14 protein-coding genes are annotated in these 14,147 nt (G+C 60.8%); 5 read left to right on the top strand and 9 right to left on the bottom strand.

Going from position 1 to position 14,147, the window contains the following annotated elements:
- Window positions 1-303: 303 nt before the first annotated feature.
- Window positions 304-1,359, top strand: coding sequence for an aminopeptidase (locus ACW55A_RS17470; RefSeq protein ID WP_455809407.1), 1,056 nt, complete (start codon window positions 304-306; stop codon window positions 1,357-1,359).
- 170 nt (window positions 1,360-1,529) lie between these two features.
- Here ACW55A_RS17470 and ACW55A_RS17465 read toward each other — a convergent pair whose 3' ends face one another.
- Window positions 1,530-2,075: a gamma carbonic anhydrase family protein gene (locus ACW55A_RS17465; RefSeq protein WP_003401536.1), complete on the bottom strand. Its 546-nt coding sequence runs from the start codon at window positions 2,073-2,075 to the stop codon at window positions 1,530-1,532.
- A gap of 112 nt (window positions 2,076-2,187) precedes the next feature.
- On the opposite strand from ACW55A_RS17465, the gene prlC reads away from it, so the two are divergent.
- Window positions 2,188-4,239, top strand: coding sequence for an oligopeptidase A (gene prlC, locus ACW55A_RS17460; RefSeq protein WP_003432703.1), 2,052 nt, complete (start codon window positions 2,188-2,190; stop codon window positions 4,237-4,239).
- A complete protein-coding gene (locus tag ACW55A_RS17455) occupies window positions 4,236-4,523 on the top strand; it encodes a YheV family putative zinc ribbon protein (protein ID WP_003367746.1) in 288 nt (95 codons plus the stop codon). The genes prlC and ACW55A_RS17455 overlap by 4 nt, the downstream gene beginning before the upstream one ends.
- A gap of 89 nt (window positions 4,524-4,612) precedes the next feature.
- On the opposite strand, the gene ACW55A_RS17450 is transcribed toward ACW55A_RS17455, so the two are convergent.
- The 5 genes from ACW55A_RS17450 to ACW55A_RS17430 form a co-directional block, all read right to left on the bottom strand.
- Window positions 4,613-4,840 carry a hypothetical protein gene (locus tag ACW55A_RS17450; RefSeq protein WP_003367743.1) on the bottom strand — a complete coding sequence of 76 codons (228 nt, stop codon included), beginning with the start codon at window positions 4,838-4,840 and terminating at the stop codon, window positions 4,613-4,615.
- A 213-nt stretch (window positions 4,841-5,053) separates the two neighbouring features.
- Window positions 5,054-6,952, bottom strand: coding sequence for a cytochrome c/FTR1 family iron permease (locus ACW55A_RS17445; protein WP_044309658.1), 1,899 nt, complete (start codon window positions 6,950-6,952; stop codon window positions 5,054-5,056).
- 156 nt (window positions 6,953-7,108) lie between these two features.
- Window positions 7,109-7,741 (bottom strand): LysE family transporter, encoded by a 633-nt coding sequence (locus ACW55A_RS17440; RefSeq protein ID WP_003432697.1) that lies wholly within the window; start codon window positions 7,739-7,741, stop codon window positions 7,109-7,111.
- 67 nt (window positions 7,742-7,808) lie between these two features.
- Window positions 7,809-8,402: a mechanosensitive ion channel family protein gene (locus ACW55A_RS17435; RefSeq protein WP_002551363.1), complete on the bottom strand. Its 594-nt coding sequence runs from the start codon at window positions 8,400-8,402 to the stop codon at window positions 7,809-7,811.
- Window positions 8,403-8,418: 16 nt separating this feature from the next.
- Complete coding sequence (locus tag ACW55A_RS17430; RefSeq protein ID WP_003432693.1) at window positions 8,419-10,329, bottom strand: ATP-binding cassette domain-containing protein; 1,911 nt, start codon at window positions 10,327-10,329, stop codon at window positions 8,419-8,421.
- Window positions 10,330-10,375: 46 nt separating this feature from the next.
- Between ACW55A_RS17430 and ACW55A_RS17425 the strand changes: the two genes are divergently transcribed.
- The gene (locus ACW55A_RS17425; RefSeq protein WP_003351458.1) at window positions 10,376-10,852 is read left to right on the top strand and encodes a TIGR02444 family protein; all 477 of its coding nucleotides are present in this window, start codon (window positions 10,376-10,378) and stop codon (window positions 10,850-10,852) included.
- Here ACW55A_RS17425 and ACW55A_RS17420 read toward each other — a convergent pair.
- Window positions 10,849-11,901: an AlgP family protein gene (locus ACW55A_RS17420; RefSeq protein WP_498811443.1), complete on the bottom strand. Its 1,053-nt coding sequence runs from the start codon at window positions 11,899-11,901 to the stop codon at window positions 10,849-10,851. The two genes, ACW55A_RS17425 and ACW55A_RS17420, sit on opposite strands and share 4 nt — an antisense overlap.
- A gap of 216 nt (window positions 11,902-12,117) precedes the next feature.
- On the opposite strand from ACW55A_RS17420, the gene ACW55A_RS17415 reads away from it, so the two are divergent.
- On the top strand, window positions 12,118-12,795 hold the full coding sequence (locus ACW55A_RS17415) for an FKBP-type peptidyl-prolyl cis-trans isomerase (RefSeq protein WP_011266156.1): 678 nt from the start codon (window positions 12,118-12,120) through the stop codon (window positions 12,793-12,795).
- A 77-nt stretch (window positions 12,796-12,872) separates the two neighbouring features.
- On the opposite strand, the gene ACW55A_RS17410 is transcribed toward ACW55A_RS17415, so the two are convergent.
- Window positions 12,873-13,346, bottom strand: a complete 474-nt coding sequence (locus ACW55A_RS17410) for an Rsd/AlgQ family anti-sigma factor (protein ID WP_003432684.1) — start codon at window positions 13,344-13,346, stop codon at window positions 12,873-12,875.
- A 174-nt stretch (window positions 13,347-13,520) separates the two neighbouring features.
- Window positions 13,521-14,048, bottom strand: a complete 528-nt coding sequence (locus ACW55A_RS17405) for a disulfide bond formation protein B (protein ID WP_455809403.1) — start codon at window positions 14,046-14,048, stop codon at window positions 13,521-13,523.
- Between the last annotated feature and the right edge of the window lie 99 nt (window positions 14,049-14,147).

Below are 14,147 nucleotides of genomic sequence, written 5' to 3'. Positions count from 1 at the left end.
CCTCTAAAGCTGACATTGACGACAACTGCAAATCTCCCTATAGTCTGCCCACTTGCCGAGGGCCTAGCTGGCTTATGCCTCCCCCCACGGACAGATGATATAGCAATACCTAAAGCCCACCTGAACGGTGGGTTTTCTGTTTGTGTCTAATGAAAATAGCTTTTTACACGGGCGCACAGCGTGGTGCGTTCCGGCTCGTCCGTGGTTTGAGTCTCTGTAACCTTCAATCCTCATAACAGTTGCACATCCCCACTCCCCTCCTGCATAACATCACCGTACCCAAGCCACCAAAGCACTTCCTTCATGGCCACATTCTCCCTGCCACGCCTTCGCCACCTGCCAGCGCTGACGGCCGTCACGCTGCTCGCCGGCTGCTCCAGCGTTTCCTACTACGGGCAGTTGGCTCAGGGGCAGTGGCAGTTGCTGCAGGCACGTGAGCCGGTGGAGAAGATCGTGGCTGACCCGACTCGGGATGCAGGTTTGCGCCAGCATCTGGCCCGGTCGCAGTTGGCGCGGACGTTTGCCAGTGAGCATTTGCATCTGCCGGATAACCAGAGTTACCGCCTGTATGCGGACCTGGGCCGCCCTTATGTGGTGTGGAATGTGTTCGCGACGGATGAGTTCTCGCTGGAGCCGGTCACGCACTGTTTTCCAATCGCTGGGTGTGTGGCGTATCGCGGTTATTACAGCCCTGGCGGTGCGCGTGGCGAGGCGGCGTTGCAGCGGCAGGCGGGCAAGGATGTGTATTTGAGTGGCGTGGAAGCCTATTCGACGCTGGGTTGGTTCAATGATCCGATTCTCAGTTCGATGATGGGCTGGGGTGACGAGCGTCTGGCCACGCTGATTTTTCATGAGTTGGCGCATCAGCGTTTTTACGTGAAGGACGACACGGAGTTCAACGAGTCCTACGCCAGTTTCGTCGAGCAGGAAGGTACGCGGCAATGGCGTGCGGCGCGGGGGTTGCCGCCGGAGAGTGTTTCGCAGTCCGCACGGCGTGATCAGTTTACCCGGTTGGTGCTCGATACCCGGGAGCGGCTCAAGGCGTTGTATCGCCAGCCGCTGTCGGCCGAGGTGATGCGAGCCCGCAAGGCTGAAGAATTCGAGCGGATGCGCCGTGATTACCGCGCGTTGCGAGATGATCAATGGGCAGGCGACAAGCGCTTCGATGCCTGGATCAACAGCCCGATGAACAACGCCAAGCTGCTGCCTTTTGGTCTTTACGATCAATGGGTGCCAGCCTTCGAGGCGTTGTTCAGGCAGGTGAATGGCGACTGGCAGGACTTTTATCGGTCTGTGGAGAAGCTGGGCGCGATGCCTGCCGAGGCGCGCAAGGCGGCGCTGCGGGCGTTGATGCCTTGAATCCCTTGTGGGAGCGAGCTTGCTCGCGAAGAGGTCGGTACAGCGCCCACACAAAGCGCGTTTGAACCGCGGTCTTCGCGAACAAGCGAAGCGTCGCCCGGCTCGCTCCTAAGGCCTTCGGCCAGAATAGAAGGTCAACTGAGTGCAGAGCGCAGTATTAATAGCGGGCCTCAACCCTTATCAAACCCCTCCGCCAGATGCTGATCCTTGAGTTTCACGTAATTAGTCGCGCTGTACGGGAAGAAGGCGATTTCCTTTTCAGTGAGTGCGCGCACCTGTTTGACCGGGCGACCGACGTACAGGAAGCCGCTTTCCAGCACTTTGCCCGGCGGCACCAGGCTGCCTGCGCCGATGATCACCTCGTCTTCAACTACCGCGCCATCCATGATGGTCGTGCCCATTCCGACCAGGATGCGGTTGCCGATTGTGCAGCCATGCAGCATGGCCTTGTGGCCGATGGTCACTTCGTCGCCGATCAGCAGCGGGAAACCGTCCGGGTTGAAGGGGCCTGCGTGGGTGATGTGCAGCACGCTGCCGTCCTGCACGCTGGTGCGGGCACCAATGCGGATGCGATGCATGTCGCCGCGTACCACCGTCAACGGCCAGACGGAGCTGTCGGCGCCGATTTCGACGTCACCGATAACCACCGCTGAATGATCGACAAAGGCCCGTTCGCCGAGGGCTGGGGTGTGCTCCTGAAACTTGCGAATGGCCACGATAGGCTCCTTCTTTGGCAGTGATAGGTGTGCAGAGCGGGTTTGGTTGCTGCGGTCGGCGTCGATTGTAATTAAGATGGCTGAGTGTTTCTTCAAGGCAAGGTGCAAAACCGTGAGCGCGAACAACCCTCTTCTGCAATCGTACGACCTGCCACCCTTTTCGGCGATTCGTGCCGAGCATGTCAAACCTGCTATCGAACAGATCCTGGCGGATAACCGTGCCGCGATTGCCGACATCCTCGCCAAACAGGGTTCGACACCGACCTGGGCCGGGCTGGTGCTGACCATGGACGAGCTGAACGACCGCCTGGGCGCTGCCTGGAGCCCCGTCAGCCACCTCAATGCCGTGTGCAACAGCGCCGAGCTGCGCGAAGCGTATGAATCCTGCCTGCCGGCCTTGAGCGCCTACTCCACCGAGATGGGCCAGAACCGCGCGCTGTTCCAGGCCTATGAAGCCCTGGCCAATGGCCCCGAGGCCGCCAGTTTCGACGTTGGCCAGAAGACCATTCTGGAGCAGTCGCTACGTGACTTCCGCCTGTCCGGTATCGATCTGCCGCCCGAGCAGCAGAAGCGTTACGCCGAAGTGCAGAGCAAACTGTCGGAGTTGGGCAGCCAGTTTTCCAACCAGTTGCTCGATGCCACTCAGGCCTGGACCAAGCTGGTCGCCGATGAGTCCGCCCTCGCCGGCCTGACCGATTCTGCCAAACAGCAGATGGCCGCCGCTGCCAAGGCAAAGAATCTGGAAGGCTATCTGATCACGCTGGAATTCCCGAGCTACTACGCGGTGATGACCTACGCCGAAGACCGCGCACTGCGCGAAGAAGTCTATGCGGCGTACGCCACCCGTGCGTCGGATCAAGGCCCGAACGCGGGCAAGAACGACAACACGCCGGTCATGGAGCAGATCCTCGACCTGCGTCAGGAACTCGCGCAATTGCTCGGCTATGCAAACTACGCCGAGCTGAGCCTGGCGACCAAGATGGCCGAGTCCAGCGACCAGGTACTGAGCTTCCTGCGTGACCTGGCCAAACGCAGCAAGCCTTTTGCTGCCCAGGATCTGGAGCAGCTCAAGGCTTATGCCGCCGAACAGGGCTGCCCTGATCTGCAAAGCTGGGACAGCGGTTTCTACGGCGAGAAGCTGCGCGAGCAGCGCTACAGCGTTTCCCAGGAAATCCTGCGTGCCTACTTCCCTGTCGATAAGGTGCTTGGCGGCCTGTTCACCATCGTTCAGCGCCTGTACGGCATCGAGATTACCGAGCAGAAAGGCTTCGACACCTGGCACCCGGATGTTCGTCTGTTCGAGATCAAGGAAAACGGCCAGCACGTCGGGCGCTTCTTCTTCGATCTGTATGCCCGCGCCAACAAGCGTGGTGGTGCCTGGATGGACGGCGCGCGCGACCGTCGCCGTACGGCGCAAGGCACGTTGCAGAGCCCGGTGGCCAATCTGGTGTGCAACTTCACACCCGCTGTTGCCGGCAAGCCTGCGCTGCTGACCCATGACGAAGTCACCACGCTGTTCCACGAATTCGGTCACGGCCTGCATCACTTGCTGACCCGCGTCGAGCATGCCGGGGTATCCGGTATCAATGGCGTAGCCTGGGACGCCGTCGAGTTGCCGAGCCAGTTCATGGAAAACTGGTGCTGGGAGCCCGAGGGCCTGGCGCTGATCTCCGGTCATTACGAAACCGGCGAGCCTCTGCCGCAGGATCTGCTGGAGAAGATGCTCGCCGCCAAGAACTTCCAGTCCGGCCTGATGATGGTGCGTCAGCTGGAGTTCTCGCTGTTCGATTTCGAGCTGCATGCCACGCATGGCGACGGCCGCAGCGTGCTGGACGTGCTGGAAGGCATTCGCGACGAAGTGTCAGTGATGCGTCCACCCGCCTACAACCGCTTCCCGAACAGCTTCGCACACATCTTCGCAGGCGGTTACGCAGCCGGTTACTACAGCTACAAGTGGGCCGAGGTACTGTCCGCCGATGCGTTCTCGAAATTCGAGGAAGACGGTGTGCTCAACGCTGAAACCGGACGCGCCTTCCGCGAAGCCATTCTGGCGCGTGGTGGTTCGCAGGCACCGATGGTGCTGTTCGTCGACTTCCGAGGACGCGAGCCGTCGATTGACGCATTGTTGCGTCACAGTGGCTTGAGCGAGGATGCGGCAGCATGACCGATACCCCGGTAGTCATTACCAGGAAACGCTTCATCGCCGGGGCGGTTTGCCCGGCGTGCAGCGAGCCTGACAAACTGATGATGTGGAACGAAAACGACGTGCCGCATCGCGAGTGCGTGAGTTGCGGTTACAGCGACACGCTCAACGAGCAGGGTATTTCGATACCGAAGGAGTTGGGTACGCGGGTCAACAAGGCGGTGGTCAAACCGGCTGATCCCAAGGTTCAGGGTGTGCAGTTCTTCCCGAACCCGAAGTTGAAGAAGCCGGTTGATCCTGAGTAACGTGATCGGTCGGTGTCAAATTGAAAGGTTCGTTCGTTTGAACGAACCTTTTTTATTGCCCGCCGTGCCTCAGGTTATCAACGGTAAAGTTACCAATCGGCCAACTCAGCCACTTTCTTCCTGAAGGCCAGCGCCAGAGCCGTCAGCACTTCCTCATCCCTGCCCAGTTCGCCGCGAATCTTGTGTTTTCCCTGCGGGTGCAGCCTGACCCAGGCGTGTTCTTGCAGGTCATCGTTTTCATAAAATTCAATGGCTATTTCAGGATGGTCATGTTCCTCAATGTCTTCAGCCCACAACCGAATCTCATACTTGGCCATCACCCACCCCGTTGTCAGGTAAATGCGCCAGTACCCGATAGCCGAGTTGGCGTTTCGCTACACTAGGCCTGAAGAAAAAGGGCGTCTACTGGCAGAAGTAACAGGTGGTTTTTTGTACAGGGCGGGAAAGTAAGACGGCGAATCGCAACAACGCTGGGGTGGGGAGAAGCAGGGACAAGCGGTGAGCACCACTTGTCCCTGGCAGGCAAAACGTCAGCCTGCTGTTTGCAGTCTGCGCTTCTCGGCCAGACGACTTCTGCCGTACAGCACTGCAATGGCGATCAAGGCGATGGCCTGTGCGCTGAGTGAGTACAGGTCGGCGTGAATGCCCAGCCAGTCGAACTCGAAGAACGGCACCGGCCTTGTGCCGAATATCCCCGCCTCCTGCAGCGCCTTGACGCCGTGACCGGCAAACACCACTGACAGTGCGCAGAGCAGCGCAGCATTGATGCCGAAGAACAGCGACAGCGGCAGCTTCGCCGAGCCGCGCAGGATGACCCACGCCAGGCCCACGAGCAGCACCAGCGCCGTGGCACCCCCCGCCAGCACGGCATCGTGCCCGGCCGGTCCGGCCTGCAGCCACAGGGTTTCGTAGAACAGGATGACTTCGAACAACTCGCGATACACCGAGAAGAACGCCAGCACCGCGAAGCCGAAGCGACCGCCGCCGCCAACCAGACTGCTTTTGACGTAGTCCTGCCACGCAGCGGCGTGACGACGATCATGCATCCACACCCCGAGCCAGAGCACCATCACACTGGCGAACAGCGCGGTGGCGCCTTCCAGCAATTCACGCTGCGCGCCGCTGACGTCAATGACATACGCCGCGAGTGCCCAGGTGGCCAGCCCGGCCAGCAGCGCCAGACCCCAGCCGATGTTGACGCTGCGTACGGCAGACTGCTGGCCGGTGTTGCGCAGAAACGCCAGAATCGCCGCCAGTACCAGAATCGCTTCCAGCCCTTCACGCAGCAGGATCAGCAGGCCCGAAATATAGCTCAGCGACAGGCTGAGGCCGTCGCTGCCCAACAGGTCCGCCGACTCCTTGAGCTTGCCTTTGGCTGCTTCCAGTTTCTGCGCGACCTGAGGTAGCGGCATGCTGTCCTGCAAGGACTGCCGGTAAGCCATCAGGCTCTTTTCAGTGTCCTTGCGCACATTGGCGTCGACGTTATCCAGCGAGCTTTCGACCAGCTCGAAACCCTCCAGATACGCCGCGACCGACAAATCATAGGCCTGCTCGCGATCACCGGCCTTGTAGGCTGCCAGGCTCTTGTCCAGCGTTACACTGGTGTAATCCAGCAGTTGCGCCGGGCCGCGCTGTACCTGAGGTGGCTGCGCGCGCTGGGCCCGGAAGGTGGCGGTAGCGTCCGGACCTTCGCCAGCCTGGATTTCGGCCGGTGTCTGGCGAGCCAGATCGGCGAGGTTGAAGGTCTTGGCAGGCTGGGCGACAGGTTGTGCGCTGAAGCTGGCGATATACGTCGCGATGTCCCAGCGCTGGCGATCGTCCAGCTGGTCTGCGAACGCGGGCATATCGGTGCCGGCAATGCCTAGCCCGGTCGCGTTGTAGAGGTCGTAGAGACTCAGGCGATCCAGCCGCGCAGTATCCCGCAGGTTCGAGGGTGGCGGTTCCAGGCCGATACCTGCCGGTCCATCCCCTGCACCGCTGTCGCCATGGCACACCGAGCAATGCTGGGCGTATAAAGGCGCGCCACGGGCGGGGTCCGGCGTAATGGCCGGGGCCTGACTGACCTCGTAGGCAAGCGCGAGCTTCGCACTCAACTGCCGCGCCTGACGAGTGACCTGCGCAGCGTCCTGTCGACTTGCCACAGCGCTTTTCAGCTGGTTTACCGCCTGCTCCAGAGCATCACGCTCGGCGCGTTGCGGCAAGGCAACGATGAGGCCTTGCAACGCAGTCAGGTTATCGACCTGCTGCTGATACTTGACGGTGTCCACAACCTTGCCGTCCGCCACGGTCGCCGGGTAATCGGCCCCCAGGTAATCCAGCAGATGCAGCGCTTGGGCTGCACCCTCGACCGGGTCGGCCAGCGCAATGCAGCTGCCCAGCGCCAGAAGCGGCAACAGTAACCAGGCAAGAAAACGAGAACGGACGGGCATTGCAGAATCTCGACGGGAATGCGAAGCGTTGCATTGTTAACGCCGCAACGGCACTACTCAATAGTCGAGGTCTATTTTTGTTACAGAATCTTACGTTCGGCCTTCAATCGCCCTGAACAGAACGTATGTCTGTTCAGGGCTCGAGACCGACACGTTTCAGGCCGTACCGCGATGCAACGTCGCGAGGAAACCTGCCGCGCCTACGAACAGGCTGGCGAAGGTGCGGTTCATGCGACGTTGCTGGCGAGGCGTCTTGAGCAGGCGCAGCACCTTGGATGCCAGCCCGGTGTAGCCCGCCATCACGATCAGATCGACCACCACCATGGTCGCTGCGATGATCGCGTACTGGATGAGCAGCGGAGCGGCCGGGTCGATGAACTGTGGCAGGATCGCCAGAATGAAGATCAGTGCCTTGGGGTTGCTGATATTCACCAGAAAGCCGCGAAAGACCAGCGTCATCGGTTTGCCCACCGGGCGCACGGCAGATTCATCGGCCAGGTCGGCTGGCAAAGCGCGCCATTGCTTGATGCCGAGATAGACCAGATACGCGACGCCGAACCATTTGATCAGCGTGAACGCCATATCCGAGGCCGCCAGCACTGCACCCAGACCTGCCGCGACAATGGCGATCTGTGCCACCAACGCAATCTGCAAGCCCAGGGCATTCCAGTAGCCCCGCCAGAAACCGTATTGCAGGCCGCAGGACATCGAAGCGATGGCGCCCGCGCCGGGGGAAAGACTGATTATCCAGCAGGCCGCAAAAAAGCCCAGCCACGTTTCAAGCGCCATCGTGCACCTCATACAAAGTCGAATGCGCAATAAATTAGTGCTTAATGCTTTGCAAGGCTAACGATTTCTAATCCTGCTCATCCGGCTGCTTTGCAACCACCATCTGCGGAAACAGATCGCTGCCACGCCAGCGGCGCACTGACTTCTGGAAAAACTGGCTGTTGGGCACCTGGACCAGCGCGCCACCCGCTTCCGGGGTCTCGATCAGGGTGGTGAACATCAGATTGATGGCGACCACCCGCCCCTTCACGCCCGGCTTGTCCAGCGTATCGACCAGCTCGACCATGTCACCGATGCGGAACGGGCCGATGGTGAAGATCAGAATGGCGCAGAGCAGGTTCGACAGCACGCTCCACATTGCAAAGAACGCCACCGCCGCTACGGCGACGAAGCCGGACAGTGCGGTCCACAGCACCGTGGCCGATACCCCGAGTCGGCCGAGGACGAGAACAAAGGCGCTGCCCATGATCAACCAGCGCAGGCCGCCGCGAACCGGGACCAGCAATTCTGGCGGCAACGGATAACGCTCGCCCAGACCGGTCAGAAAACCACCGACGATGCGTTGCAGTACGTAACCGGCCAACAGGATCAGCAGAATCTGCGCACCCACCAGCAGCGGTTCAAGCCAGTACGCGGATACCGGCAAGCCCAACATGTCCATCACTTCCCTGCCTCGCTCACGACAATGCTTCCAGCTCGGCCTGCATTGATTCCAACAGTTCCAGCGCTTGCATCCAGGCGTCTTCCAGCTCGGATTCACGCACTTTCAGCTTGGCCTGTTCGGCCAGCAGATCGCGTAGCTTGTCCTTGTTGGCAGCCTCGTAGTTGGTGCTGTCGGCCAGCGCTTCTTCGACCTTGGCGAGTTTTTCATTCACCAGCCCGAGATCACGCTCCAGCTTATCGGCTTCGCGCTTGTGCGGTGCCAGTTGCTGACGCAAGGCCGCTGCCTGTTGGCGCTGGGCTTTCTTGTCGGTCTTGTCGGCGTTGACGGGCGTGTTGCTGACCGGCGCGTTGCGCAGCCGGTAATCGGCCAGCCAGCGCGTGTAGTCATCCAGATCGCCGTCGAATTCCTGTACGCGGCCGTCGGCCACCAGCAGGAAGTCATCGGTCGTGCTCTTGAGCAAGTGCCTGTCGTGAGACACCACCAGTACCGCACCACCGAACTCCTGCAAGGCCATGGTCAGCGCCAGGCGCATCTCCAGGTCGAGGTGGTTGGTCGGTTCATCGAGCAGCAACAGGTTGGGCTTTTCCCAGGCGATCAATGCCAGCGCCAGGCGGGCTTTCTCGCCACCGGAGAAATTCAGCACCGGCTCATCCAGGCGCGCGCCACGGAAGTCGAAACCGCCAAGGAAATCACGCAGCGTCTGTTCACGCTCGGTCGGTGCCAAGCGCTGCAAGTGCAGCAACGGGGTCGCCTTGGCGTCCAGTGAGTCGAGCTGATGCTGGGCAAAGTAGCCCACGGTGAGGTTTTCGCCACGCACCAGCCGACCGCTTTGCGGCTCGAGCTCGCCGGCGAGGTTTTTGATCAGCGTCGACTTGCCTGCGCCGTTCGGACCCAGCAGGCCGATGCGTGCACCGGGCGTGAGTTGCAGCTTGACCTTCTCGAGGATGGTCTTGTCGCCATAACCCAGGCGCGCGTCGGACAGGTCCAGCAATGGGCTGGAGATCTTGTCGGACTCACGGAAAACGAAGTTGAACGGTGAGTCGACGTGCGCGGCCGACAGCTCTTCCATGCGCTCCAGCGCCTTGATCCGGCTTTGTGCCTGACGGGCCTTTGTAGCCTGGGCCTTGAAGCGTGCGATGTACTTTTCCATGTGCGCACGTTGCGCCTGCTGCTTTTCGTAGGCCTGTTGCTGCTGGGCCAGACGTTCGGCACGGGCCCGCTCGAACGCGCTGTAGCCGCCGCGATAGAGGGTGATCTTGCGTTGCTCGACATGGGCGATGTGATCGACCACGGCATCCAGAAAATCCCGGTCGTGGGAAATCAGCAGCAAGGTGCCGGGGTAACTCTTGAGCCAGTCTTCAAGCCACAGAATGGCGTCAAGGTCCAAGTGGTTGGTCGGTTCGTCGAGCAGCAGCAGGTCCGAGGGGCACATCAATGCCTGCGCCAGGTTCAGGCGCATACGCCAGCCACCGGAGAAACTGCCGACCGGACGTTCCATCTGTTCGTTGGTGAAGCCCAACCCGGCCAGCAGCTTGCGAGCGCGTGCGTCGGCGGTATAACCGTCGGCGCTGTCGAGCTCCGAATGCAGACGTGCCTGAGCGGCGCCGTCCTGCGCGGCTTCGGCCTCGGCCAGCGAGCTCTGTACTTCCCGCAGGCGCTCGTCGCCATCGAGCACGTAATCCACGGCCAGGCGTTCGAGCGTGTCGACCTCCTGGCGCATGTGCGCGATACGCCAGTCGGCGGGCAGCAGGCAGTCGCCGGCATCCGGCGTCAGCTCTCCACGCAGCAGGGCAAACAGGCTGGATTTACCGGCGCCATTGGCACCGATCAGACCGGCTTTATGGCCGGCGTGCAGAGTCAGCTCGGCGTCTTCTAGCAGACGTTGCGGACCACGCTGTAAGGTAAGGCTTTGAAGTCGAATCATAATGGCGGCGGAGTCTACCAGCTTCGTCCTGAACAGGTGGATCACTATGCCTTCAGCGCTCTGGAGTTTCACCCTCGATTTCTACGCCCGACCGGGTGTGGAACAGGCTTGTCTGACGCTGCAAGCCAACGGGGCCAACGTGTGCATGGTGCTTTGCGGGGTGTGGCTGGGTACGCGCGACGTGGCGTGCAACGCTCAGCGAGTCGCGCAAATAAAGCAGTTGGCGACACCCTGGCATGACGATGTGGTGCGTCCGCTACGGGATTTGCGCAACCAATGGCGCATTGCTGCGCTTGAAGATGCGTTGCTGACTACATTACGGATGAAGGTCAAGGCGCTGGAACTGGAGGCCGAACAGAGCCTGATGATAAAGCTTGAGGCACTGACCGGGGATTGGCCGGCAGGTGAGGCGAGGAATGCAGAGGAGTGGCTGCTCGAACTTGCCGAAGGGGATGCAGAAAAAAACCGCGATGCGCTGGATGTGCTGCGCATCGCGGTTGGACATGCCGTCGACCAGACTTAGGAAGCGCTGGTTGGCGTTGCGCCGTTGGCAGGGGTTGCCGGTGCGGCGGCTGGCGCAGCAGGTGCAGGCGTCGTCGGCTTGGCTGCAGCAGCAGGCGCTGGCGTGGCCGGTTTGGCGGCGGCTGGCTTCGCCGCAGGTTTGGCGACAGGCTTGGCTGCTGCTTTCACAGGTGCCTTGGCCGGTGCCTTGACGGGCGCTTTCACAGGCGCTTTCGCCGCAGGCTTGGCGGCCGCTGCTTTTGCTGCTGCAGGTTTGGCAGCGCTGCTGGCGGTGGCCTTGGCAGCCGGCGCCTTGGTGGCGGCAGGCTTGGCCGCAACCGGCTTGGTGGCAGTGGTCTTGGCTGCAGCAGGCTTGGCGGTAACCGGCTTGGCCGCAGCCGGCTTGGTGGCAGTGGTCTTGGCTGCGACAGGCTTGGCTGCTGCAGTCGTGCGGGCGGCAGGTTTGGCGGCGGCTTTTACCGGGGCCTTGGCAGCAGCGGTTTTGACCGCTGGCTTGGCAACTGCGGAAGGCTTGGCTGCGGCTTTGGTGACTGGCTTGGCGGCGGCCGCTTTAACCGGCGCTTTCGCTGCAGTTTTTGCGGGGGCTTTGGCAGCAGGTGTCTTGGCAACAGGTGCCTTGGCGACGGCTTTAGACGCGACAGGCTTGGCATCGCGAGTGGTCAGGATCTTGCCGACCGCCTCTTTTACGCGACCAATACCCTGGGCCAGTTTCAGGCTTTCCTGGGCATCACGCTTGAGGTGCAGGATGTACGTGCGGGTTTCGGTCTGACGATCCTTGAGAGCGTCCAGCAACTCTTCCAGCTCGGACACGGCGCCTTTGGCCTTGGCCTGCGCCTTGGATTTTCCGGCGGTGGCAGCATCCTGCAGTTTGATGCGGGAATTGTGCAGTTTTTCCTGCGCCTTGCCGCGTTGTTTCTCAAGCTTGGCGAGCAGTTTCTCGGCATCAGCCAAGGCTTGGGAGCAGGCGTCTTCCAGATGTTCAAGCAAGCTGCCCGATAATTGTTGGAGCAAATGCAACGGAGTATTTACTGGCTTCTTTTTGGCCGACATGACTTACCTCCTGGGTGACGAAATTGCGGCTCATACTAGGCTTCTGCGCGCATCGCCGCTAGGGCATCTTGACAGCATCCATGGGTCCCTGTTGCATACTGAGAGAAATGATTGCTCGGAACGATGCAAAGGCATTGTGAAATTCACGTCACAAGACTCGTCACTACTCGCGCTGGCGCAGGCATAATCGCTGCCTTCCCAGGCCGGAGAGCATTAATGTCGCGCTACCTGTTAACGTCGTTGTTCCTCTTGCTACCCCTGGCTCAGGCCGCCGAGGCACCGCCTGCGTCCAGTGACGGCCACGACCTCGCCTACAGCCTGGGTGCAAGCCTTGGCGAGCGGTTGCATCAGGAAGTCCCTGACCTGGACCTCAAGGCGTTGGTGGAAGGCTTGCAGCAGGCTTATCAGGGCAAGCCGCTGGCGCTCAAGCAGGAGCGCATCGACCAGATTCTGCGCGAGCATGATGCCGCTATCGCTCAGGCCGAGACTGCCGGTACGGATGCGCCTACCGAGGCGGCCCTCAAGGCCGAGCGCACGTTCATGGACAGCGAGAAGGCCAAGCCGGGTGTGAAGGTGCTGGCTGACGGGATTCTCATGACCGAGCTGACTCCTGGCACCGGCCCCAAGCCCAGTGCCGACGGCCGGGTTGAGGTGCGTTACGTCGGTCGTTTGCCGGACGGCACGATCTTCGATCAGAGCACCCAGCCTCAGTGGTTCCGGCTCGACAGTGTGATCAGCGGCTGGACCAGCGCCCTGCAGAACATGCCGACCGGCGCGAAGTGGCGTTTGGTCATTCCTTCGGATCAGGCCTATGGCGCCGAGGGCGCCGGCGATCTGATCGATCCGTTTACACCGCTGGTATTTGAAATCGAGCTGGTTGCGGTTTCGCAGTAAGCGGGCGTAAAGCGGCGTTCAGAAATGCGAAAGGGTGCAATAAGCACCCTTGGCGTGTAGCGCTGACACCGACAAGATCACGCCTGAGCGGCGATCTCTTCCTTGTGCGAGTTGTGCAGCACTTCGATCAGGCAGTCTTCCAGCTCGAAACGCTCGTGCAGCAATTGCCCCAGCTGATTGAATTCCCGTGCTACTACCGCCGCATCCGAGCAGTCGCCCTTGTCGCAGCGATCATTGAACGTGAGGGCAAACTTGGTGATGACGTCCAGACGTGGATAGATCGTGTCTGCCAGCTCGAGCCCACGCTCGTCATTGAACGCCCGGGCTTCATCACCCAGCTGTTCGTAGACTTCGAAGTGCCCGGCGGAGACGTAATCCACAAGAATCCCGCAGAAGTTCTGCAGACCTTCAAGGTCGGCTGCCAACGCTTCGGGCGTGTCGCCCAGCGCGTCATAGGCTTCGACCAGTTCGAGACGGCTTTGAAGCCAGCGATCGATCAGCTTGTTCACTCCGCCCCAGCGTTCCTGAGCATTCTGACAACTTTCCAGCATGGTCTTCTCTCTTCCCTTCAGGGGCATGCAGTCCTGGGCCGGTCCGGGTGATTGGCCGGGACCTGGCCTGATAAATGCGTCAGGACAGCATATTTCCAGTGACGCGTGCGGCCCAGATTATGCCCGCTCGACAAGGCCATCAAGGTACGCAGGAGATAAAGTTCATACAAGCGTTTAATAGCCGCCCCGATCTCTGGTCACCAGCCAGTGGCTGAATTCGCTGAAAAGAGGATACAGCGGTAACAGCGCCATACCCGTGAATGCCAGCAGACTCCACTCCGGCAGGCTGATGCCGAACAGTGTCCAGGTGATCTCGGCGCAAAACAGCGCGTTGCTTCGCAGTCGGTCGATGCACATGTCCAGGGAGAGCAGGCTCAATACCTGCTCCAGTCTGGTAATAACAGGTATCAATTGATCGGCCGAGGCGGTCTGCAACCACACCTGTGTGCCTGCTGCAGCAAGCCCGGCCAGGGCGACCAGCAAAAGCCCCAGACTGTAGCGCCGCGTGCCTGTCGGGCCAGACGCGTGGCAGGCAGCACAGAGCGCCAGCACGCCACAGACGATGAATGCAGCCCGTTGCACCATGCACAGCGCGCAAGGGTCGAGACCGAAAGCTTGCTGCAGGTAGAAGGCGACGCCAATGATTGATGCACAGGCCAGCGATGCCAGGAAAAACAGGAAGCGTGTGCGAGCCAGATACATGGCAAATCCGTAACAAAGGACGAGACGATTACGGTAGAGGAAAGGGTGCGGCGCATTCAAGGTGGCGGCATACGGATGCGTCGCTGTTTACCGAGGAAA

It is taken from the genome of Plantibacter cousiniae (nom. nud.), assembly GCF_977070315.1.
The sequence above is the reverse complement of the archived record's forward strand: the minus strand, read 5'-3'. Positions and strand labels throughout refer to the sequence as shown.

Excerpts from the sequence above, each read along its gene's own strand:
- ACW55A_RS17470 (WP_455809407.1), top strand. The coding sequence starts at position 304 with ATGGCCACATTCTCCCTGCCACGCCTTCGCCACCTGCCAGCGCTGACG.
- ACW55A_RS17455 (WP_003367746.1), top strand. The coding sequence starts at position 4,236 with ATGACCGATACCCCGGTAGTCATTACCAGGAAACGCTTCATCGCCGGG.
- ACW55A_RS17450 (WP_003367743.1), bottom strand. The coding sequence starts at position 4,840 with ATGGCCAAGTATGAGATTCGGTTGTGGGCTGAAGACATTGAGGAACAT.
- ACW55A_RS17445 (WP_044309658.1), bottom strand. The coding sequence starts at position 6,952 with ATGCCCGTCCGTTCTCGTTTTCTTGCCTGGTTACTGTTGCCGCTTCTG.
- ACW55A_RS17440 (WP_003432697.1), bottom strand. The coding sequence starts at position 7,741 with ATGGCGCTTGAAACGTGGCTGGGCTTTTTTGCGGCCTGCTGGATAATC.
- ACW55A_RS17435 (WP_002551363.1), bottom strand. The coding sequence starts at position 8,402 with ATGGACATGTTGGGCTTGCCGGTATCCGCGTACTGGCTTGAACCGCTG.
- ACW55A_RS17430 (WP_003432693.1), bottom strand. The coding sequence starts at position 10,329 with ATGATTCGACTTCAAAGCCTTACCTTACAGCGTGGTCCGCAACGTCTG.
- ACW55A_RS17425 (WP_003351458.1), top strand. The coding sequence starts at position 10,376 with ATGCCTTCAGCGCTCTGGAGTTTCACCCTCGATTTCTACGCCCGACCG.
- ACW55A_RS17420 (WP_498811443.1), bottom strand. The coding sequence starts at position 11,901 with ATGTCGGCCAAAAAGAAGCCAGTAAATACTCCGTTGCATTTGCTCCAA.
- ACW55A_RS17415 (WP_011266156.1), top strand. The coding sequence starts at position 12,118 with ATGTCGCGCTACCTGTTAACGTCGTTGTTCCTCTTGCTACCCCTGGCT.
- ACW55A_RS17410 (WP_003432684.1), bottom strand. The coding sequence starts at position 13,346 with ATGCTGGAAAGTTGTCAGAATGCTCAGGAACGCTGGGGCGGAGTGAAC.
- ACW55A_RS17405 (WP_455809403.1), bottom strand. The coding sequence starts at position 14,048 with ATGTATCTGGCTCGCACACGCTTCCTGTTTTTCCTGGCATCGCTGGCC.